15 protein-coding genes and 1 riboswitch are annotated in these 22,665 nt (G+C 38.7%); of the genes, 5 read left to right on the forward strand and 10 right to left on the reverse strand.

All coding sequences use genetic code 11. The features are described from left to right. The first annotated feature begins 58 nt into the window (after nt 1–58). Both JNG87_RS17405 and JNG87_RS17410 read left to right on the forward strand, forming a co-directional pair. Nucleotides 59–2,842, forward strand: a complete 2,784-nt coding sequence (locus JNG87_RS17405; protein WP_202839946.1) for a bifunctional aconitate hydratase 2/2-methylisocitrate dehydratase — start codon at nt 59–61, stop codon at nt 2,840–2,842. 315 nt (nt 2,843–3,157) lie between these two features. Next, on the forward strand, nt 3,158–5,425 hold the full coding sequence (locus tag JNG87_RS17410; RefSeq protein WP_110009967.1) for an aconitate hydratase: 2,268 nt from the start codon (nt 3,158–3,160) through the stop codon (nt 5,423–5,425). Nucleotides 5,426–5,573: 148 nt separating this feature from the next. Here the strand turns inward: JNG87_RS17410 and JNG87_RS17415 are convergent, their stop codons facing one another. Together JNG87_RS17415 and JNG87_RS17420 are read right to left on the reverse strand one after the other, a co-directional pair. After that, on the reverse strand, nt 5,574–6,251 hold the full coding sequence (locus JNG87_RS17415; RefSeq protein WP_202839947.1) for a LytR/AlgR family response regulator transcription factor: 678 nt from the start codon (nt 6,249–6,251) through the stop codon (nt 5,574–5,576). Beyond that, nucleotides 6,244–7,263 (reverse strand): sensor histidine kinase, encoded by a 1,020-nt coding sequence (locus JNG87_RS17420; protein WP_202839948.1) that lies wholly within the window; start codon nt 7,261–7,263, stop codon nt 6,244–6,246. The genes JNG87_RS17415 and JNG87_RS17420 overlap by 8 nt, the downstream gene beginning before the upstream one ends. Nucleotides 7,264–7,452: 189 nt before the next feature. Between JNG87_RS17420 and JNG87_RS17425 the strand changes: the two genes are divergently transcribed. Together JNG87_RS17425 and JNG87_RS17430 are read left to right on the forward strand one after the other, a co-directional pair. Beyond that, a complete protein-coding gene (locus JNG87_RS17425) occupies nt 7,453–9,576 on the forward strand; it encodes a TonB-dependent receptor domain-containing protein (protein ID WP_202839949.1) in 2,124 nt (707 codons plus the stop codon). 31 nt (nt 9,577–9,607) lie between these two features. Continuing rightward, entirely contained in the window at nt 9,608–10,447 is an 840-nt protein-coding gene (locus tag JNG87_RS17430) for a DUF5694 domain-containing protein (RefSeq protein ID WP_202839952.1), read from the forward strand. A gap of 58 nt (nt 10,448–10,505) precedes the next feature. On the opposite strand, the gene JNG87_RS17435 is transcribed toward JNG87_RS17430, so the two are convergent. After that, complete coding sequence (locus tag JNG87_RS17435; protein ID WP_238349613.1) at nt 10,506–13,247, reverse strand: TonB-dependent receptor plug domain-containing protein; 2,742 nt, start codon at nt 13,245–13,247, stop codon at nt 10,506–10,508. A gap of 296 nt (nt 13,248–13,543) precedes the next feature. After that, nucleotides 13,544–13,641, reverse strand: a riboswitch (SAM-I-IV-variant riboswitch). A 117-nt stretch (nt 13,642–13,758) separates the two neighbouring features. Here JNG87_RS17435 and JNG87_RS17440 point away from each other — a divergent pair. Then, a complete protein-coding gene (locus JNG87_RS17440) occupies nt 13,759–15,984 on the forward strand; it encodes an outer membrane beta-barrel protein (protein ID WP_202839955.1) in 2,226 nt (741 codons plus the stop codon). Nucleotides 15,985–16,182: 198 nt separating this feature from the next. On the opposite strand, the gene JNG87_RS17445 is transcribed toward JNG87_RS17440, so the two are convergent. The 7 genes from JNG87_RS17445 to thiC all read right to left on the reverse strand — a co-directional run bounded on the left by JNG87_RS17445 (nt 16,183) and on the right by thiC (nt 22,662). Further along, complete coding sequence (locus JNG87_RS17445; RefSeq protein WP_202839957.1) at nt 16,183–16,893, reverse strand: HesA/MoeB/ThiF family protein; 711 nt, start codon at nt 16,891–16,893, stop codon at nt 16,183–16,185. Nucleotides 16,894–17,034: 141 nt separating this feature from the next. Then, on the reverse strand, nt 17,035–18,153 hold the full coding sequence (gene thiH / locus JNG87_RS17450) for a 2-iminoacetate synthase ThiH (RefSeq protein WP_202839959.1): 1,119 nt from the start codon (nt 18,151–18,153) through the stop codon (nt 17,035–17,037). Nucleotides 18,154–18,161: 8 nt separating this feature from the next. Next, nucleotides 18,162–18,938, reverse strand: coding sequence for a thiazole synthase (locus JNG87_RS17455; protein ID WP_202839961.1), 777 nt, complete (start codon nt 18,936–18,938; stop codon nt 18,162–18,164). After that, nucleotides 18,935–19,549, reverse strand: a complete 615-nt coding sequence (locus JNG87_RS17460; RefSeq protein ID WP_202839963.1) for a thiamine phosphate synthase — start codon at nt 19,547–19,549, stop codon at nt 18,935–18,937. The genes JNG87_RS17455 and JNG87_RS17460 overlap by 4 nt, the downstream gene beginning before the upstream one ends. A 4-nt stretch (nt 19,550–19,553) precedes the next feature. After that, nucleotides 19,554–20,291 carry a hydroxymethylpyrimidine/phosphomethylpyrimidine kinase gene (locus tag JNG87_RS17465; RefSeq protein WP_202839964.1) on the reverse strand — a complete coding sequence of 246 codons (738 nt, stop codon included), beginning with the start codon at nt 20,289–20,291 and terminating at the stop codon, nt 19,554–19,556. Next, nucleotides 20,267–20,854, reverse strand: a complete 588-nt coding sequence (locus JNG87_RS17470; RefSeq protein WP_202839966.1) for a thiamine phosphate synthase — start codon at nt 20,852–20,854, stop codon at nt 20,267–20,269. The genes JNG87_RS17465 and JNG87_RS17470 overlap by 25 nt, the downstream gene beginning before the upstream one ends. Next, nucleotides 20,851–22,662 (reverse strand): phosphomethylpyrimidine synthase ThiC, encoded by a 1,812-nt coding sequence (gene thiC / locus JNG87_RS17475; protein WP_202839968.1) that lies wholly within the window; start codon nt 22,660–22,662, stop codon nt 20,851–20,853. Before thiC ends, JNG87_RS17470 begins: the two co-directional genes overlap by 4 nt. Nucleotides 22,663–22,665 lie beyond the last annotated feature (3 nt).

A 22,665-nucleotide genomic window follows, 5' to 3' on the forward strand; every position in this document is an offset into this window, starting at 1 on the left:
TTATACACACCGGTAAAGAAAAAGCTGACCTAGCTTTAATTTTGAAAGACCTTCTATTATGAGTATTTATAAGGATTACATCAAAGAGATTGAAGAAAGAAAAACCCAGGGGCTTCATCCAAAGCCAATTGATGGTGCTGAATTACTAAGCGAAATCATTGCACAAATTAAAGATTCAGATAATGCTGACCGACCGGACTCTCTTAAATTTTTCATTTATAACACACTACCCGGAACTACGAGTGCAGCGGGAGTAAAAGCAAAATTTTTAAAAGAAATTATTCTGGGTGAATCCGTAGTAGAAGAAATTTCCCCGGCATTTGCCTTTGAATTATTGTCTCATATGAAAGGCGGACCTTCTATTGAGGTGCTGCTGGACCTTGCTTTAGGTAATGATGCAGCTATTGCTAAAGAAGCTGCCAACGTTCTTAAAACTCAGGTTTTCCTTTATGAAGCAGATACGAACCGTCTGAAAGAAGCATTCAACAGCGGTAACGAAATTGCAAAAGAAATCCTTGAAAGCTACGCAAAAGCTGAATTCTTCACTAAACTTCCTGAAGTTGCTGAAGAAATTAAAGTAGTTACTTATATTGCTGGTGAAGGAGATATTTCTACAGATTTACTTTCTCCTGGTAATCAGGCTCACTCAAGATCAGACCGTGAACTTCACGGTAAATGTATGATCACTCCTGAAGCTCAGGAAGAAATCAAAGCTTTACAGGCAAAGCATCCTGATGCAAGCGTTATGCTGATCGCTGAAAAAGGAACAATGGGTGTAGGATCATCCAGAATGTCAGGAGTAAACAATGTTGCTCTTTGGACAGGAAAACAGGCAAGCCCATACGTACCATTCGTCAACATTGCTCCCATTGTAGGAGGAACAAACGGTATTTCTCCGATCTTCCTTACCACAGTAGACGTTACCGGAGGTATCGGTATTGACCTTAAAAACTGGGTAAAGAAAGTTGACGAAAACGGGAACCCGGTTCGTAATGAAAACGGTGACATTGTTCTTGAAGAAGCATATTCAGTAGCAACAGGAACTGTTTTAACAATCAATACAAAAGAAAAGAAATTATACAACGGCGACCAGGAACTGATCGACCTTACCAAATCTTTCACTCCGCAAAAGATGGAATTCATCAGAGCAGGAGGATCTTACGCGGTCGTATTTGGTAAAAAACTACAGACATTTGCTGCTCAGGTTTTAGGTATTGAAGCGCCGACGGTTTTTGCTCCTTCAAAAGAAATCTCTCATGAAGGACAGGGACTTACTGCTGTAGAAAAGATTTTCAACAGAAATGCTGTGGGAACTACCCCAGGAAAAGTTCTGCACGCCGGTTCTGACGTTCGTGTACAGGTTAATATTGTTGGATCTCAGGATACAACAGGTTTGATGACCGCTCAGGAATTAGAATCAATGGCAGCAACTGTGATTTCTCCAATCGTAGATGGTGCTTATCAGTCCGGATGCCACACGGCTTCTGTTTGGGATAAAAAAGCTCAGGCTAACATTCCTAAGCTGATGAAATTCATGAACGAGTTCGGACTGATTACAGCCCGTGACCCGAAAGGTGAATACCACGCCATGACTGACGTTATCCACAAAGTTCTTAACGATATCACTGTAGACGAGTGGGCTATCATTATTGGTGGTGACTCTCACACCAGAATGTCTAAAGGAGTTGCTTTTGGAGCTGACTCAGGAACTGTAGCGCTTGCATTGGCTACCGGTGAAGCATCCATGCCGATCCCTGAATCTGTAAAAGTAACTTTCAAAGGTGAAATGAAGCCTCACATGGATTTCCGTGATGTGGTTCATGCAACGCAGGCTCAGATGTTAAAGCAGTTTGGAGGAGAAAATGTATTCCAGGGTAGAATCATTGAGGTTCATATCGGAACACTTCCTGCTGACCAGGCATTTACATTTACAGACTGGACTGCTGAAATGAAGGCAAAAGCTTCTATCAACATTTCTGAAGATAATACTTTGATCGAATCACTGGAAATTGCAAAAGGCAGAATCCAGATCATGATCGACAAGGGTATGGATAATCACAACAAAGTTCTTCAGGGATTAATTGACAAAGCAAATAAGAGAATTGCAGAAATCAGATCAGGTGAAAAACCTGCTTTGACTCCTGATGCAAACGCTAAATATTATGCTGAAGTTGTTGTAGACCTTGATGTAATTGTTGAACCAATGATTGCTGACCCGGACGTAAACAATGACGATGTATCTAAAAGATATACTCACGATACCATCAGAGACCTTTCTTACTATGGAGGTGAGAAAAAAGTAGACCTTGGTTTCGTAGGATCCTGTATGGTTCACAAAGGAGACCTTAAGATCGTTTCCCAGATGTTGAGAAACCTTGAAAAGCAACAAGGAAAAGTAGAATTCAATGCTCCGCTTGTAGTGGCAGCTCCTACATATAATATCATTGATGAATTAAAAGCTGAAGGAGACTGGGAATTACTGGAAAAATATTCCGGTTTTGAATTTGATGACAACGCTCCAAAAGGAGAAGCACGTACAGAGTACAAAAACGTAATGTACCTTGAGCGCCCGGGATGTAACCTTTGTATGGGTAACCAGGAAAAAGCAGCTAAAGGAGATACTGTTTTAGCAACTTCTACCCGTCTTTTCCAGGGAAGAGTAGTTGAAGATTCTGAACGTAAAAAAGGAGAATCCCTGCTTGCTTCAACTCCCGTTGTTGTTCTTTCCGCAATCATCGGAAGAATTCCTAGCATCGATGAGTATAAAACTGCTGTTGAGGGAATTGACCTTACTACTTTTGTTCCTTCTATTAAAGAATTAACAAGTACAAGCGCTCACTAAGAGATTGATAATAAGTCGCAAGACTATTGAATAACTATATTATTGGAAGATTTTAGTCCTTAAGGATTTAAAATCTTCCATTTTTTTGTTTAGAACGTTTCTATTTTATGATAGTTACGTTTTTTTTTCGATAAAAGCTGGAAAATAAATTCTAATTTTTCTTAAATTGAAAGTTATAAAATCTATTGATTTCAGAATCAAAAATGCCCTGTTTATGGATTATAGGAACGTTTTTTGATGCATAGATAAGTGATTTTCTTTTTCAACATCAGAGAAAGAAGCATTAAAAGAACAAGAACAAAACTAAAATACGATATGACTTTTGATATTGATATGATCAAAAAGGTGTACGAACGTTACCCTGAAAGAATTGCAGCAGCAAGACAAATTGTGGGAAAACCTCTTACCCTTTCAGAAAAAATCCTTTACACCCACCTTTGGGAAGGAAATGCTACACAAGCGTATGAAAGAGGAAACTCTTATGTGGACTTCGCACCGGACAGAGTAGCGATGCAGGATGCTACCGCACAGATGGCACTTTTACAGTTTATGCAGGCAGGAAAAGCTAAAGTGGCTGTTCCTTCTACTGCGCACGCGGATCACCTTATCCAGGCTAAAGTAGGTGCTGATAAAGACTTACAGGAAGGGATCAACAAAAACTCCGAGGTATTCAACTTCTTAAGCTCTGTATGTGATAAATACGGAATCGGATTCTGGAAACCGGGAGCAGGTATTATTCACCAGGTTGTCCTGGAAAACTATGCATTTCCCGGAGGAATGATGATTGGTACCGACTCGCATACGGTAAACGCCGGCGGACTGGGAATGGTTGCCATTGGTGTAGGAGGTGCTGATGCGGTAGACGTAATGGCAGGAATGGCCTGGGAACTTAAAATGCCTAAACTTATCGGAGTAAAATTAACCGGTAAAATGAATGGATGGACTTCTGCAAAAGACGTGATCTTAAAAGTTGCCGGAATTCTTACCGTAAAGGGAGGTACAGGATGTATCGTGGAATATTTCGGTGAAGGTGCAGAATCTCTTTCCGCAACGGGTAAAGGAACGATCTGTAACATGGGTGCTGAAATCGGGGCTACCACGTCTACTTTCGGATATGATGATTCTATGAGAAGATATCTTTCCGCTACAGGAAGACAGGACGTAGTAGATGCCGCTGATAAAATTGCAGAGCACTTAACAGGTGATGCTGAAGTATATGCTAACCCTGAACAATATTTCGATCAATTAATAGAAATCAACCTTTCTGAACTGACTCCTCACTTAAACGGACCTTTCACTCCGGACTTAGCGACTCCTGTTGCTGAATTCAGAGCTAAAGCTGAAGCTAACGGATGGCCATTAGAAGTGGAATGGGCGCTTATCGGTTCTTGTACCAACTCTTCTTATGAAGATTTATCAAGAGCGGCTTCCATTGTAGAAGATGCAGTATCAAAAGGCGTTAAACCTAAAGCTATCCTGGGAATCAATCCAGGTTCTGAACAGGTAAAATTCACAGCAGAAAGAGACGGATTCCTGGATTCTTTCAGAAAATTTGAAAACGCAAGAATTTTTACCAATGCCTGTGGACCATGTATCGGACAATGGGACAGAGAAGGTGCGGAAAAAGGAGAGAAAAACTCTATTATCCACTCTTTCAACAGAAACTTTGCGAAAAGAGCTGACGGTAACCCAAATACCCATGCATTTGTAGCTTCTCCTGAAATGGTAGCTGCTGTAGCGATCTCAGGAAGATTGGATTTCAACCCGATTACGGATACATTAACTAACGAAGCAGGTGAACAGGTAAAACTTAACGAGCCTAAAGGTTTCGAACTTCCTTCAAAAGGATTTGCTGTAGACGACAACGGATACCAGGCTCCATCAGAGGACGGTTCTAAAGTTGTTGTGAATGTAAGCCCAACTTCAGACAGACTTCAGTTATTGGAAGAATTTCCGGCATGGGACGGTAAAAACATTACAGGAGCAAGAGTATTGATCAAAGCTTTCGGAAAATGTACTACCGACCACATTTCTATGGCTGGACCATGGCTGAAATACAGAGGTCACCTGGATAATATTTCAAACAACATGTTGATTGGAGCAGTGAATGCTTACAACATGGAGACCAATAAAGTTAAAAGTGAATTAACCGGTGAATACGGTGAAGTTCCGGCTGTACAAAGAGCTTATAAAGCGGCTGGTATTCCAACAATCGTTGTAGGAGACCAGAATTATGGTGAAGGTTCTTCAAGAGAGCATGCTGCCATGGAGCCAAGACATTTAGGAGTGAAAGCTGTATTGGTAAAATCATTCGCGAGAATTCATGAAACCAACCTTAAAAAACAAGGAATGCTTGGAATCACTTTCGCTAATGAAGCAGACTATGATAAGATCTTGGAAGATGATGTTGTTAATTTCTTAGATCTTGATCAGTTCGCTCCGGGAAAACAACTTACTTTAGAGTTCATTCATACTGACGGAACTAAAGATATCATCATGGCGAACCATACTTACAACGATCAGCAAATTGATTGGTTTAAAGCTGGTTCTGCGCTGAACCTGATCAAACAACAGGAAAAATAAGATTAATTGTTAGATTAATTAATATAAGACGGCTTCAGTTGAAGCCGTCTTTTTTATTTTAAATGTCTTAAAATTTCTTTTGCTGAACTTTGTGGTACATTATTCCAAACCTTACAGGTTTTAGAAACCTGTAGCTCTCATATGATTATTATGAAATTCTATCAAGAAGACCTGCTCTATAGCTTTCTCCGATAGGAATCTCATCATCAGGAAGAATCACTTTTTTAGCCCCGATACTTTTCACTTTATCCAGATTGACAATGAAAGATTTATGAATTCTTACAAATTTTTCAGGAAGCTGGCTTTCCATAGATTTAAGCGTATCCAGAACGATATATTCATCATTTTCTGTACGGATATTAACATAATCTTTGATGCTTTCAATATACAGGATTTCATTGAAACTTACGCGATGCCTCTGCCCTGAAGACTTTACAAAGAAATGAGTATTTTCTTCCTGTGGAAAAGAAAAACGCTCCTGAGCCTTTAAAACACTTTTTTGAAATCTTTCAAAAGAAACAGGTTTCAGAAGGTAATCCACGACATTATGCTCATAGCCTTCCAATGCATATTCCGAATAGGCTGTTGTTAAAATATATTTCTGATGGGTTCCTACAATTTTCATAAAATTGATTCCCGTAAGCTCTGGCATCTGAATATCCAGAAAGATAAGATCTGAATCATTTTTCTTAAGGTATTCAAGGGCGTGAATCGGATTTTCTGTAGAAAAAACCAGTTCAAGAAAAGGAATTTTTTCCACATAATGTTCAAGAAGTGAGATGGCCAGCGGCTCATCATCCACGATAATACATTTTAACTTATTCATCCCTTAAATCAATTTTTAAATCTACAATAAATTCCGTTTCCGAATCTTTGATCTCAAGCTGGTGTTTGGGATACAGAATTTCCAGTCTTTTTTTCACATTCTGAATTCCTATTCCTGAAACAGTATCTTTCATTTTCTGTGTTTTAAAATTTAAAAGATAAAAATGCAGAACTTTATGATGATCTGAGATTTTCATTTCAAAACCTTTATCACGAAAATCCCCATGTTTGAAGGCATTTTCCACGAAAGGAACCAGTAGCATCGGAGAAATTTTAAGGTGAGGATGCTGAATATTTTTCTCTATGATCAGCAGTTCCGGATTTCTGATCCTGAGTTTCTCCAGCGCAATAAGACTATCAATATATCCGATTTCTTTATCAAGCGAAATGGAATCTTTTTCAAGGTCTTTCGTGCTGTACCTCAGCAGCTGCCCCAGTTCTTCAATAGCCGGAAGCGCCTTATCCGATTTCTGATAGACAAGCGAGTAGATATTATTTAAAGAATTAAAAATAAAATGAGGATTGATCTGGGTTTTCAGAGCCTGAAGTTCAGCCTGTTTCTTTTCGATCAGAAGCTGCTTTTTATCATTTTCAGCCACTCCATACTTCTCCAGTATCCATAGAATACCGGCAATGAAAGTAGTCAGAGAGCTGTTGTAAATATTATCGAAAAAATAGTAGAGAAGTCCGGTTTCTTCATCATAATTCCGGAAGCCAAGAGTAGAAGGCAGAATCATTTCTTCCAAAGCGTATCTCATACTGGCAAAACATAACAGGGTCAGCATAAAAACAAAAACTGCCGAATACAGTTTCTCAAGTTTAAAAACTTTTGGGAAAATAAAGAAATACGATATATAAAATGTCACAATTTTCACCATAAAAAAAGTAACCCTCAGAATGTGTACTTCCCGACGGTTAGTTTCCGGAACAAAAAAATTAGGAGTGATGACAGTTCCTATGAAATTGAAGCTCCAGTAAATAATTTGAAGCCAGATAATTTGCTTTTTATTCATAATCAAATATAAATCTCTAAAGGCATAATTCATTAATTGTTTTCGACAAAAACCTGTTTTTTTCCGACGAAACTTTTTTGACATGAATAATTGTCTTCTTCATCTAAATGCTGTTTTCTCATAGAACCTCTTCCGGTACTTTTGTCAGAGAAATGTAATATAAATATCATTCAATCTGTCTTTTATAATATGGAAAAACACATTGTATTTATAGCCACCCTGATTTGTTCTTTTTCAGCAGCACAAACCAAAGACACCGCCAATGTCAACAAAATAGAAGCAGTTACGGTGAACGGTAAAAAAGTTATGGTGGAACGTAAAGTGGACCGTCTTGTTTACAATGTTCAGAACTCTATGCTTTCACAGGGAAGTTCAGGCACTGAAGTTTTGGCTGGTACACCTTTACTGCAGGTAGATGAAAATAAAGGACTGCTTTCCATTGCCGGAAAAAATGGCGTTGCTGTGATGGTTAATGACCGGATGCTGAATCTTTCCGGATCTGAGCTGATTAACTATCTTCGAAACCTTCGTTCGGAAAACATATTGAAAGTTGAAGTAATCACCACTCCTCCTGCCAAATACGAAGCTCAGGGAAACAGCGGGATAATCAATATTGTTCTTAAAAAGAATCAGAATCCTGGATGGAGCGGCTACCTGACCACGAATTATACCCAAAAGACCTATGCAGCATTCAGCACCGTGGCAGGAGTGAACTATCAGAATGAAAAAGTGAAAGCATCTATCAAGCTTCAGGGATATGACGGAGATAAAAGATCAGTGGAAAATTATAAAATTACCGGGCAAAGCTCTTCTGTAAGCAGGGATGAAAGACGGGATATGAATGACGGATTGGGACTGAATGTTAATATTGATTATTCTCTTTCCAAAAATTCCAATATCGGACTGGTATATGATATTTCGAAAGGACATTCCAATATGGATATCAATTCAAAACAACATTACTTTACCGGGACCACTCCTACTTTGCAAACAGACACAGATTCAAAGCACCGTTCTTCATTTACTTCACAGATGCTTAATTTATATTTTGATCAGAAATTTGGGGAACATAAGCTCAGCATAGGTGCTAATTATTATGGAAATCTGCCCGATACAGAGGTAAATTTTACCACAAGAAATGTCGCTAACAACTCAACACAGATCGTAAAAAATCTTTCTTCAGTAGATTATAAGATCTATTCGGGGCAGGCAGATTTATCTTTAAATTTCAAAAAAATACAGTTGGAAACCGGAGCAAAATACAGTCAGTTTTCCAATAATTCTGACATCGGATATTTTAATTCTATCAATGGAAATTACACCATAGACCCTGCAAAAAGCAATCTTTTTGATTATAATGAAAAAAATTATGCCGCTTATATCAGCGTCAGTAAAGATCTTGGCGAAAAATGGTCTGTGAAAGCAGGAATCCGTTATGAATATTCACAATCCAGCGGTTTCTCTCCTTCTACACAGGCAAAATCTGAGAATAATTACGGTAAATTCTTCCCTACGGCCTATCTTTCTTATAAAGCCAATCAGGATAATCAGTTCAGTATCAATTATTCCCGAAGAATCAACCGCCCCTATTTCCGGGCTTTGGATCCGTTCCGATGGTATTCCAATCCGAACACGTATTATTCAGGGAACCCAAGCCTGCAGCCCTCTTTTAATCATAATATAGAACTTAACTATATGTTTAAAAGTAAGTTTTCGGCTAATCTTTACTACCAGAGAACAACAAATAACTTTGACCAGATCACATTCCTGACCGGAATTAACCTCATCAGTACGTTTGAGAATTACTATAATCAGGATAATTATGGTATCAATCTGAATTACACAGATACTTTCTTTAAAATCTGGGAAAGCAATATTTCGACTTCGTTCAGTTATAATGAGACTCAGATTACAAGGTTCAATCTGGTTCCTAAAAACGGACAGTCGTTTTATTACTCCCTCAATAATACATTCCAGCTCAATAAGGCTAAAACGTTCATGCTATTTGTCAACTACTGGCATCATCTTCCTTCCCGTGACGGATATACCGCTGTAAGGAACAGAGCAAGCCTTGATGCCGGAATAAAGGTGAGCTTTGTGGAAAAAGCACTTCAGGTAAATCTTTCGGTGAGTGATATTTTTAAGCAGTCCGGATATAAGGGAGATATGTATTTTACAGATAATACACAGTCATTCAACAACTATTGGGATGCCCGAAGAATGACACTCAGCGTTACCTATAATTTGGGGAACCAGAAAATCAAATCCAATAACAGAGCGGTGAATTTCGAAGAGAAAAACCGTGCACAATAATAATGTAACAGTAATTTAAAAAAATAAACTCATGAAAACCTTTATTTATATTTTTCTTGTATGCCTTTCTACATCAGTATTCGCTCAAAAAAAGCCTTCAGATTATTTTAAAAATCCAAAGACGAAAGTTTTGGTGGTAGGCTCCTTTCATTTTGATTATCCAAATCTGGATGCCCATAAAACCAATAAGGAAGATCAGGTAGATGTACTTTCTCCTGAAACAGCAAAAGAGGTTACAGAACTGGTAGAATATATCAAAAGATTTAAGCCGACAAAGATTGCAATTGAGGCCTGGCCGGGCTGGAACGCCAATCAAAAGCTGAAGGAATACAGCGAAGGCAAACACCGTGACAAAAGAGATGAGCGTTATCAGCTTGCTATGAGAATAGCCAGTGAACTCAAAATAACTGAATTATTCAGCATTGACGCAGAATCTATTCTGGATGACCTTGAAAAACATTTTGGGAAAACTGATTCTGCATTTTTTAAAAACCTCAGCAAGGATTATGATTTCAGAAGTGATGACCCGATCTCCCAACAGTTTATTGCCTTCTACAAGAGTTCTGAGCCTAAAAATTTTAAATCTCTTCTGGACACTTTTACTTATATGAATTCCAAAGAAAGCCATCAGTACGGATACGGGGCTTATCTTAGCGGTGACTTTACACTAAGAGAATATGACGGCGCCGATATGCTCGCTCTTTACTGGTACAGCAGAAACCTGAGAATGTTCCGCAATATTCAAAACATTCCTCACAACGGAGAAGACAGAATTCTTGTCATTGCAGGAAATGGACATGCAGCAGTACTTAGACAACTTTTTACCTCTTCCGCAGAATATGAATTCATTGAATTTTCTTCACTGAAATAAATAAAAAGACAGAGATTCAGTCTCTGTCTTTTTTTTAATCAAAACTTCAGTCTTTATATTAGAAGCTGAATTCAATTCTTGCAAACAAGAACCTTCCGCCTATACCATACTGGGAAACCTGTCTGGAATAGACAAACTGGTTATCTGCTGTTAATGAACTTATTGCGGGGCTTTTAGAAGGCAATATATTAAAGATATTATTACTTCCTACGGTTGCTGAAATATTTTTATTAAAATTATAGCCTACTGATAGGTCTGTTATCACGCGGCGGTTAAGGACGAAATGCTCTGTACTTCCTGTTACACCATCAAAGTTAGCATCCACAACATCTGCATCGGTCACTTTACCAAAGAAAGAATTACGCAGTACGAAAGTAAATCCGGAAGCTCTTACCGTATTGCCTAATGTAGCTTTTACACGGGGTACAGCTTCTTCAAAATAGATTCTGTTCGGTTCTGAGAAATAATTATTGATCTGACTTACCAATTTAGGAGACGCGTGGATATCCCCGATTCTTTTAGTCTGATTAAAATTGATTCCCAGATTATTCTCCAGGGAAATTCCGGATGAGATTTTTGAGTTCTGGGAAATGGTGATATCAAGGCCTTTTGTCTGAGAATCTACTGCATTGGCAAAAAAGTTGGCAGCGCTGGCTCTTGCAAGATCAAAAGCATCCTGTAGAACGGCCTGATCCGAGCCAGGAGTAAAATTACCATCAGGGCGATAGAAGAGATCGGTCAGTACGACTCTGTCTTTAATCTTTATTAAATAAGCATCCGCTGTGAAAGTAAGGCTTAATGCCGGAATCTTCCAGGTAATTCCTGTACTGTAGGATTGTGAGGTTTCCTGTTTTAATTTTGGAATACCCAATGCCTGTGCAGCCTCAGAATTATTTCTGAAAGTACCTACCTGCGTTGTCTTCCCCTGCTGAATCAGCGTAGAAGTAGAACTGTAATAGATTTGTGCTAATGAAGGCGCTCTGAACCCAGTAGAAACAGCTCCTCTCCAGTTGAGATTGGAAGCCAGTTTTACATTGGTTGCCACCTTATAATTGAATGTAGATCCGAAATCTGAATAATTCTCATACCGTACAGCTCCTTCCAATAACCATCTATCGGTAATTTCCAGTTCTGCATCAGCATAAGCTGCAATACTGTTTCTGTTTCCGGAAACTGCATTTTCAGGACTGAATCCCGGAAAGACCTGAGCTCCTGCGGGTCTTACACTTTCAAAAAAATCGGTTACTTTTTCATTTTCAGGGGTTTTGGCTGTTACTACCCGGCCATAGATATCGTAGGAAGCATAAGAGTTTTCCTTTCCTGCATTTACTTTATAATTTTCATGCCGGTATTCACCACCAAACGCAATGTTCAACCCTTTCAGAACATCATATTTCTTAGAGAAATCAAGGTTGACGGTATTTTGTGAGAATTCAGATCCTCCGGCATCAAAGGTTCTTGGAGAACTATCTGTAAGTGATGCATTAAAAGTATTGACAACACCAAAACCGAAAACATTTTTCCCGAATGTATTACTGAAATCCACATTCCAGCCATCCCATTTTCCTTTAATTCCGGCAGCAAGGGAATAATCATTTACAGTGGCTTCAATCTGAGGCAGATATCCGTTGGGAGTAACTGCATTAATATTCCTTTCATTGTTCGGAAGCCTGTAAAATCCTCCTGCATTTCCAAGACGGTAGCTGTAGCCTCCAAATGAATAAACCTTCCATTCGTCATTCACAGGAATTTCAGAGTTGAAGAAGAGCTGTCCGGACTGCAGTTTAGACTGCCCTGCTCTCAAACTGAAATCTTTTCTCTCCAATCCTCTGTAATTAAGCTCCTCAGAGGTAAAATCTTTACCCAATATTTTTTGAAGCTCAGAAATGCTGTTTGCCCCGGAAATCTGAGATTGAAAATCAGGTGCAAAATATCCAACCTTAGTTGCATACTGTTTAATGGTATTGATGATTTGCTGAGTATTGGAAGTATTGGTAATGTTTTTATACAAGCCGTCAATATTCACTCCATCCTGTAATGCCCGGTAATTAATGGCATTATAGGCGTTGAAAATATCTCCTTCCCTCACTCCTGCTCTGGAATAAGGATCACGGTATTGGGCGGAACCGGTAATATTAAAAAATCCGGATTTCCCTACTTTAGTGCCATAATTAAGGTCTACAGAAACAGTCTGTCCGTCTACCCCTCCGGAGAAATTATTGGCAACAGGTGAAGCATATCCCCCTAAGAATACCTGTCCGGAAAATCCCAGCCTTTTTTTCAGTCCGAGGTTTAGCACCCCCGCAATGGCATCAGATCCATACTGGGCAGCAGCTCCATCCCTTAAAACTTCTATTTTTTCCAATGCAAAAGCAGGAATAGCATTAAGGTCGGTTCCCACAGAACCTCTTCCCGGCGTAAGGGTAACATTAATCAGTGAAGACTGATACCTTCTTTTTCCGTTGAGTAATACCAAAACCTGATCCGGTCCTAATCCTCTCAACAGTGCCGGATCCACAAAATCAGTTCCGTCATTTACAGTATGTGATGTGGATGAAAATGAGGGTACGATATAGTTTAAAGCCTGGCTGATATTATTCGTCGGGCTCTGTTTTAAAATTTTAGATATATTAATGATGTCCACCGGAACAGGAGTATCGGTCAAAGATCTTCCGGAACCCCTTGATCCAAGGATAACCACATCTTCTATTTTCTTCGATTGTAAAGTGTCCGTCTGTGCGTAATAAAATGAAGAAATAAGCACGAAAGGAATAAAAATTCTTTTTTTGAAATTATGCATGTTTGTTGTGTACTTTTTTGTTGATGAAATTTGTTTTTTAAGCAATACAAATCCTGTAGCCCTAAATTGTAAGGTTACCATAGAATTCGAAATGTTTGTATTATTTTTTAGAAATAGAAAAGGCTAGAAGCAACAACACATGCGCATGTAGAAATGGCATGAGAACATATCAGAGTAATGAAGGCTCACTTCATGATCTGAAGAATAAAAAATTACTGATGGAATGTGATTTCCCTTGTCTTTAAACATTTGATTTTAACTTTAAAACAAAAATTCAAGATGGGAGTAATGATAGAATGATAAACATTTTTTCCAGAAGATCCGGCTTATCGATTGCAGCACCTTGCTTGTTTTTGCAGGTTGCTATCCCATCTAGAGATTCTTGATAATTACCTGGCAAAGATATAATTATTTCCGAAATAAAAAAAATTTAGCCTAAATTTTCGATTTTCAACATTTTAGCGTAACAAATTATCTTTTTCAGCGTCTAACCGGATAACAGTAAAACATTATGAAAAAAACAATTTTCGCTTTATCCTTGCTAAGCTCTGTTTTTGTTTTTTCACAAGAAAAAAATAATAAACCACAGGAAAAGCAAATTGAAGGCGTAGTCATCACCAAAACTAAAAAAGCCGTTGAACAAAAAGCAGACCGTACTATTTTTGATTTTTCTGAGCAGCCTCAGCTGAATAACGGAAACGTTCTGGAAGGAATAAAGAAACTTCCGGGGCTTGTATCTACCGATATTGCAGGGATGATGTATCAGGGAAAAATGCTGGAAGTATATCTTAACGGAAGACCTCTGAACATCACTTCCAATGAATTGAACTCCTTCCTTGAAGGGATGCCGGCCAATTCCGTAGAAAGAATTGAAGTGATCACGCAGCCAGGTGCTGAGTTTCCGGCAACTTCCGGAGGTGCCATCATGAATATCATCACCAACAAAAATGCAAATAAATATTTAACCGCTACGTATTCAGGGAATTATTCTTTTACAAATTACGACAAGTATAGAAGCAGAACGACCAACTCCGTTAATTTAAATGCCAGAAATAAATATTTCGGATGGCAGCTGAATGTTGGGCAGAATTACCGTGAAAGTATGCTGAATGGCCAGCAGGATGAGCTTCTAACAAGCCATACCGATAGATACGCACGCGGATATTTTGCAAAATCCGGATTGACTTTTGATTTAGGGCAGGACAGGTTATTATTGAACTACGATATTTATCACAACAATAATGACAACTATACTTTAAGTGACGGGCATGGAGATTTACCATTCAAGAGAAACCCGAAAGATTTACAAGAAGCTTTTTATACTTCTTCTGACGTTGCCCATACCAATAATTTAAGACAGGAAGCGGTTGTAACCTATCAGAAGCGTTTTGCTGACAAATCTCAAAAACTGGATTTCCAGTTTGGGTATACGAGATCAGACAGCAAATTTTCTCAGGATAATTACTTCCAGGATGGGACATTTGTAGCTTATCCCAATGAACCTCTTGATAGCCCTACCAATGGATTAAAAGATATTCTGAATAATAAATCTGTGATGAATATTGCCAACTTTAAAGTAGATTATGCACAGCCGATCAAACTTCTTGATGGTGGGAAAGTAAGTTTTGGAGGATTATATGAAAGGCAGGATTATGATACAGAAAGTTTTGGACTGACCAATCTTGAATATCAGAGACAGACTGCTTCAACGTATTTAGAGTTCCAGGCTAAACTGAAAAAGTTTGATTTCACGTTGGGATCCCGTGCTGAAAATTATGATATTTCAGGGATAACAAGGTATTTTGATAAAGATACAAAACTGGTGGAAGCTGAGTTGATTCCTTTTAATAAGTTTAAGCTGTTCCCGAACGCAAGTGTACAGTATAACATGATGAATCAGGTTTATATTGCCGCGAATTACAACAGAAAAATCAGTCTGCCAAGTATTTCTGCCCTGAACCCGAATAACGTAACATTCTCCGGACCTAGTACAGAAGTAAATGGTAACCCGAATCTACAGCCTACTATTTTTGATAATTATGAATTGAAAATATCAGCTTTTGACTATGCGTTTATCGGGTATAGCGTAAGCTCGGCAAGCAATCAGGTAGCACAGATCATCCGAAAAGACGGAAGGAAACTCTTCAATGAGCAGGTGAATATTTCCAATATGAAAATTCACAATTTCAACGTGGGGCTACCGGTTCCTTTTATGATTTTCAGTAAGCCTTTGAGTGAAATCATGAAGTTTAATTTCAATCCGGATAAAATTAACTTCATGTACTTATATGCAGGATATCAGAAGCATGAAATTGATAATCTGAACAATAAAGGGTTCTGGATTTTTAATATCATGACTCAGATTATTTTGCCTAAAGACATCAAACTGACAGCCAATTACAGCTATCTGACTCCAAAGGCAGGATATTTCTACTTTACTGCAGAGAAACCGTTCAACAACTCTTTTGATATTACATTGACGAAGAAGTTTATGAACAACCGTCTGACACTTTCGGTTTTTGCAAACGATATTTTCAACGGACAGGTGATGCAGGTACGTTCTAATCCACCATCAGGAAATCCGGTGATGATCTACAGCAAATACGACACAAGAAATTTCGGACTTTCCATCAATTATAAAATTCCGACGAGAAATAAATTGGCGAAAGAAGATCCGAATATTTTAAATCAGACCAAAAAAGAAGATACCGGGGGTGTAATGCAGCAGGCACAATAATCCTTCTTTATAATAGATAAATAAAAACAGGTGGTAAAAAAAATGATTATCACCTGTTTTTTTATATAAATTTTGGATAACGCCAATGGATCGTTTTATACAAGTAAGACGGGCTAAAGCCCGCCCCTATTGATATGTATTGCTAATAAAATGGTGTTATTTGTGAAAACATTTGTGACATTAGTGTTTACATTTACATCAGAAATCTACCGTCTGAAATCTCCAGCTCAGTGTGTCTACCAATGTCAGCTGATTCAAACTTACCGGAAGATCTGTTATGATTTTTAAGGTCTGAAGTGCCATCATACTTCCTATCATTCCGGGGAGAGCACCCAATACACCAAGGCTGTCACAATCCGGAAGATCTTCATCAAAGGGCGGTTCCGGGAAAATATCTCTTAAGTTTTTACTTCCGTTATGATTAAACACAGCAACTTGTCCTGAGAATCCTAAGATACTTCCGTAAACCAAAGTTTTTTGTAATTGCACACAGGTGTCATTCACCAGATATCTTGTTGAAAAGTTATCTGAGCCATCAACAATAACATCATATTGAGACAGAATTACCTCTGCATTATTTTCATTGATTTTTTCTTCAATACCGATGAATGTAATCTGGTGATTGAGTTCTCCAACAAAGGTTTCAGCACTTTTCACTTTGGATAACCCTACTCTGTTTTCGGTATGGATAATCTGCCGGTTCAGATTGTGAAGTTCAACCTCATCAAAATCTGCAACACCTAAAGTCCCTACTCCTGCAGCAGCCAGATATTGAATAACAGGACTTCCCAAACCTCCTGCCCCAATGACAAGAACTTTGGATGAACTTATTTTCTTTTGTCCTTCCAATCCTATTTCTTCAATAAATATCTGCCGGCTGTACCGTGAAAAATGATCTTCTTTTTTCATACTTTATGATAATTTAGCCATTAAGTTTCTTTAGTTATTTTAGGAAAGTTAAGCTTCGTTTTAAAAAGATACTATCTTAAAAATCTCCGATTTTTATTAATTCAACTTCACTCCTTCAAAATCCTTAATGGCTTTAAAATTTTAAAATCCATTATATACGGAATCCCAATCTTTCATCACAGGATCATAACCTGCTTTTTTAATCATGATTTTAATTTCATCCATACTTCGCTCGTCACTGGTTTCAAACTGTTCCAGAGATTCTTTATCCACCGCATATCCTCCAGGGTTTGTTTTTGAACCTGCACTCATAGCAGTTGCTCCCAGAGAGACAATATTATTTCTGAAGACTTCATTTTCTCTGGTAGATATGGAAATCTCAAGGTCTTCATTCCAGATTCTGTAAGCACAGATCAGCTGAAGAAGATCTTTGTCTTCCATGATAAAATTGGGTTCAATAATTCCTTCAGCAGGTCTGAGCCTTGGAAAGGAAACAGAAAACTTACTTTTCCAGTACTGTTTCTGAAGATAATCGATGTGTAAGGCATTGAAGAAGCTATCTACTCTCCAATCTTCAAGCCCAAGCAGGACTCCCAGCCCGATCTTATGAATTCCTGCTCTACCTATCCTGTCGGGAGTTTCCAGACGAAAATGGAAATTTGATTTTTTACCTTTCGGATGGTATTCTCTGTAGACATCCTGATGATAGGTTTCCTGATAGACCAATACGGAATGTACCCCTTCTTCATGAAGCAGTTTGTATTCATCTTCCATTAAAGGCTGAACTTCGATGGAAATGTTGGAAAAATGTGGCTTTAACTTACGTACAGTATTCTGAAAGTAAGGAACTCCCACTATTTTATTGGCTTCACCACTTACCAGCAATACATGGTTTACTCCAATTGATTTCAGGACTGATGCTTCAATCATCAACTCCATATCAGAAAGGGTTTTCCTTTTCAGATTGTTATCAAGACTGAATCCGCAGTAGGTACAGATATTCTGGCATTCATTGCTGAGATACAGTGGTGCATACAACTGAATGGTTTTTCCGAAACGTTTCTGGGTAAGTGCCCTCGTCATCACTGCCATCATTTCGAGTTCCTGAGAAGCGGCTGGCGACAGAAGATTAAGGAAATCATCAATCGTTTTGTTTTTCTTCTGAAGACTGTATCTTACATCGGCCAGACTTACATTTTCAAGCTTATTCTTTACCTCATCCCACTGGTAGTTTTCAAAAACATCTTTAAAGCTTTTCATAATCCTGATTATTCAAATAAAAACGAAGTCAGCGGACTTGAAGCTTCAGCATGACTTGAAATGGCTCCCAACCCTGACTCAAAAGCTCTTCTTCCGGCAATCACTCCTTCTTTAAAAGCGACAGCCATATTCAACGGATTTCTGGCTACAGCAATGGCAGTATTCACCAAAACGGCGTCAGCCCCCATTTCCATGGCTTTTGCGGCATCTGAAGGTGCCCCGATTCCGGCATCTACCACTACAGGAACGTTGCTCTGGCTGATGATTATTTCAAGAAAATCCTGTGTTTTTAGTCCTTTATTCGTTCCAATAGGCGCTCCCAATGGCATTACCACTGCGGTTCCTGCATCTTCAAGTCTTTTGCACAGAACCGGATCGGCATGAATGTAAGGCATTACAACAAATCCTAATTTCGCCAGTTCTTCAGTGGCATATAAGGTTTCAATGGGGTCCGGCAGTAAATATTTCGGATCGGGATGAATTTCTAGTTTTACCCAGTTGGTTTCCAGTGCTTCTCTGGCTAATTGAGCTGCCAATACGGCTTCTTTGGCAGTTCTGGCTCCGGAAGTATTAGGAAGAAGATGAACATGGGTTTCTTTTAATGAGTCAAGCAGGTCATCTTCATTGGATTGGGCATCAATCCTTTTCAGCGCCATCGTTACCATATTGCTTTCTGATGCGATAACAGACTGCACCATATCTCTCATACTTCCGAATTTTCCTGTCCCTAAAAACAGTCTGGATTCAAAAATTCTTCCTGCTATTTCTAATTTCTGATTGTTCATATCATTACTTTTTTTAATTCGTTAATAATAGCGGGCTGCCTGGTAATAATTCCTGAAACAGCAACGCCATAAATCCCGATTTCCTGTAGCGGTAAAATATCTTCAGGATTAACGCTCCCGATGGCAAATATTTTAGGGATCTCTATTGATTTATCTTTTAACCCGTCAATGATATGCCGGTATCCTTCAAATCCAAGGACAGGACTTAACTTTTCTTTCGTGGTGGTAAATCTCAATGGTCCCAAACCAATATAATCACACGATTCTTTGATTCTCCTGATCACATCTGAAAGGGTATTAGCTGTCCCGCCAATAATTTTGTTTTTTCCAAGAATCAGTCTTGCTTCATCGACAGAACAGTCATCCAATCCTAAATGTACTCCGTCAGCATCTATTTCTTTAGCGATCTGTACATGGTCATTGATGATACAAACCGACTGATATGCTGAGCAAAGCTGTTTTGAAATTTCACAAAGACTGATTAATTCATTTTCAGGCGCATTTTTCCATCGAACCTGTACCCATTTGATTCCATTATCCAAAGCGTTACGGATATGCTTTTCCTGTTCCTGTATTGTATTTCCCTGTGATATGTATTGTAATTTTTCCATGTTTTTATGAATGCGTTCCCAGTAAAGAGGAATTGCTTTTTAAAAATTTTTCGATGTATAATTTTCCATTCCAGCAGGCCGTTTCCATATTTTTCCCCTTCGCAAGTTCTGCTGTAATGGCTGAGGATAAAACACAGCCGGAACCATGCTTTGGAAAATAGGTTGTATTCCTTTCGGCTGGAGCTAAAAGAATCTCTTTTCCGTTTTCAACTAAAATATCTGTGCCCAAATGATCTTCTCTATGTCCTCCTTTGATCAGCAATGCGCATTGATGAGTATCAGGTAACAGATGATTTCCCTTTAAAACACTGTATTCGTTATAATTAGGTGTAATCAAACTGAGTTTATGAACAATTTTTTTTAATTGATGAAGAGTTTCAAGATCAAAAAAATTAAAGTCCGAAGTGCTTTTCAGAATGGGATCCCAAACGATTTTCACTTCAGAATTATTCTTTTGAACTGTTTCTACAATTTTGCTTAAAAAATCTGCATCTTTCACAATTCCAATTTTCACTGCTGAAACGGAATAGTTTTCCATCAGCACCTGAATGGCTTCAATTATTTCATCTATGGGACGCCATTCCAGGCTTAAGCACTTGGAAGCGGTCTGTAATGTTAATGCCGTACACACTCCCAATCCCATTACTTTTGAATGTTCAAAAGTTTTACTATCTGATAATAAGCCTGCTCCACCACTGGGATCAAAGCCTGCAATGCTTATGACATAAGGACGTTCCTGCATTTTCTGAATACTTTTAAAGGTTCTTCACTTTCCCAGATCGCACCCAATAGGGCTGCTCCATCGATATCTGATTCGAAAACTTCATGAATATTATCCTGATTAATTCCTCCAAGGGCTATCAATTTGACATCCGGATTGTTCCGATGTTTTACTTCTTCTTTAATGGTAGAATCCAATCCATATCCTTTTTTGGAGATACTTGGAAAGAATGGACTTATGAAAGCATATTCCCATACTTTATCCAAAGTATTGTAGGTTGTGATATCGTGCACTGAAGTTGAAATTATATTTTCTTCCGCGAAAGTTTTAAATGCTTCTTCTTTCCGGTCGATTTCCCTGAAATGAAACCTTGAGATCTGATATTCCTTTCCAAGATCGTAATGCGTATGCAGTACAAGCTGTGAATGAAAAGCGTCATCAATTTGGGTGATAAATTCAATCATTTCATTTCTGTTTGCTCCTGGTTTACGGATGTGAAGCAGGTCAAGACCTTCCTGAAACATCTGATTAATAAGATCAGTTTCGTTCGGAACAATCAATTCAGGAGTGATAACGAGGATCATATATAAATTTCTTTTCCTTTTTCGATGAATTCCTGTGATTTATCCAGCATCCCTTTTTCTGCAGATTCACGGATTTCCTGAGTGATTTTCATCGAACAGAATTTTGGTCCGCACATGGAACAGAAATGAGCAATTTTTGCTCCTTCTGCCGGAAGGGTTTCATCATGATATGCTCTTGCTGTTTCCGGATCTAATGAAAGATTGAACTGATCTTCCCATCTGAATTCGAACCTTGCTTTACTTAATGCATTGTCTCTGTATTGTGCGCCCGGATGTCCTTTTGCTAAATCTGCCGCGTGGGCTGCCAGTTTATAAGTGATCACCCCAACTTTGACATCATCCTTATTCGGAAGTCCCAAATGTTCTTTTGGAGTTACATAGCAGAGCATCGCACATCCAAACCATCCGATCATTGCTGCTCCGATCCCTGAAGTAATATGATCATAACCCGGTGCAATATCCGTTGTTAAAGGACCTAAAGTATAAAATGGCGCTTCATGGCATTCTTTCAGCTGTTTATCCATATTTTCTTTGATCATATGCATTGGTACATGCCCAGGTCCTTCAATCATTACCTGTACATTATGTTTCCAGGCAATTTTAGTGAGTTCACCTAAAGTTTCCAGTTCTGCAAACTGCGCTGCATCATTGGCATCTGCAATAGATCCCGGACGAAGACCGTCTCCCAGAGAGAAAGCTACGTCGTATTTCTTCATGATTTCACAAATCTCCTCAAAATGGGTATACAGGAAACTTTCTTTATGATGAAATAAGCACCATTTTGCCATAATCGATCCTCCTCTGGATACAATTCCGGTTACTCTGTTGGCTGTCAGATGAATATATCTTAGTAAAACTCCTGCGTGGATGGTAAAATAAGAAACTCCCTGTTCAGCCTGTTCAATCAAAGTATCTCTGAAGATTTCCCATGTAAGATCTTCAGGAACACCTTTTACTTTTTCCAATGCCTGATAGATTGGAACGGTACCAATCGGAACCGGACTGTTTCTGATGATCCATTCTCTTGTTTCGTGAATATTTTTACCGGTTGAAAGGTCCATAATGGTATCTGCTCCCCATCGGCAGGCCCATACTGCTTTTTCCACTTCTTCTTCAATACTGGATGAAACGGCACTGTTTCCGATATTCGCATTGATCTTTACCAGGAAATTTCTCCCGATAATCATCGGCTCGCTTTCCGGATGGTTGATGTTATTGGGAATAATAGCTCTTCCGGCAGCAATTTCGTCTCTTACAAATTCCGGGGTGATTTTACTTTTAGGAGTATTCGCTCCAAAACTGTGGCCCGGATGCTGAAATGCCATTTCTTTTGATACGGATTCAAGCTGTTCTATTCTCTGGTTTTCCCTGATCGCCACATACTCCATTTCCGGAGTAATGATTCCCTGCTTGGCATAGTAAAGCTGTGTAATTTCTTTTCCTTCCTGTGCTACTTTAGGCTTATGATCATAGGAAAACCTCAATTCATCAAGACGAGGATCTGCCAAACGCGCTTTTCCGTATTCTGAGGTAATCCCTTCCAGAATATTCACATCATTTCTATCCAGAATCCATTGTTCTCTGATTCTTGGAAGTCCTTTCTGAATGTCAATGACTGCATTTTCATCGGTATAAGGCCCCGAAGTGTCATAAATGGTTACCGGAGCATTGTGTTCAAAGCCGCCATTGGTCAGTTTGGTTGGGCTAAGCTGTATTTCACGCATGGCTACATTGATAGGGTGTAATTTTCCTTCAACATAGATTTTCTTTGAGTTCGGAAATGGCGAACATGTAATGGAGTGAGCCATAAG

It is taken from the genome of Chryseobacterium cucumeris, assembly GCF_016775705.1.
In the GTDB taxonomy this organism is placed as follows: domain Bacteria; phylum Bacteroidota; class Bacteroidia; order Flavobacteriales; family Weeksellaceae; genus Chryseobacterium; species Chryseobacterium cupriresistens.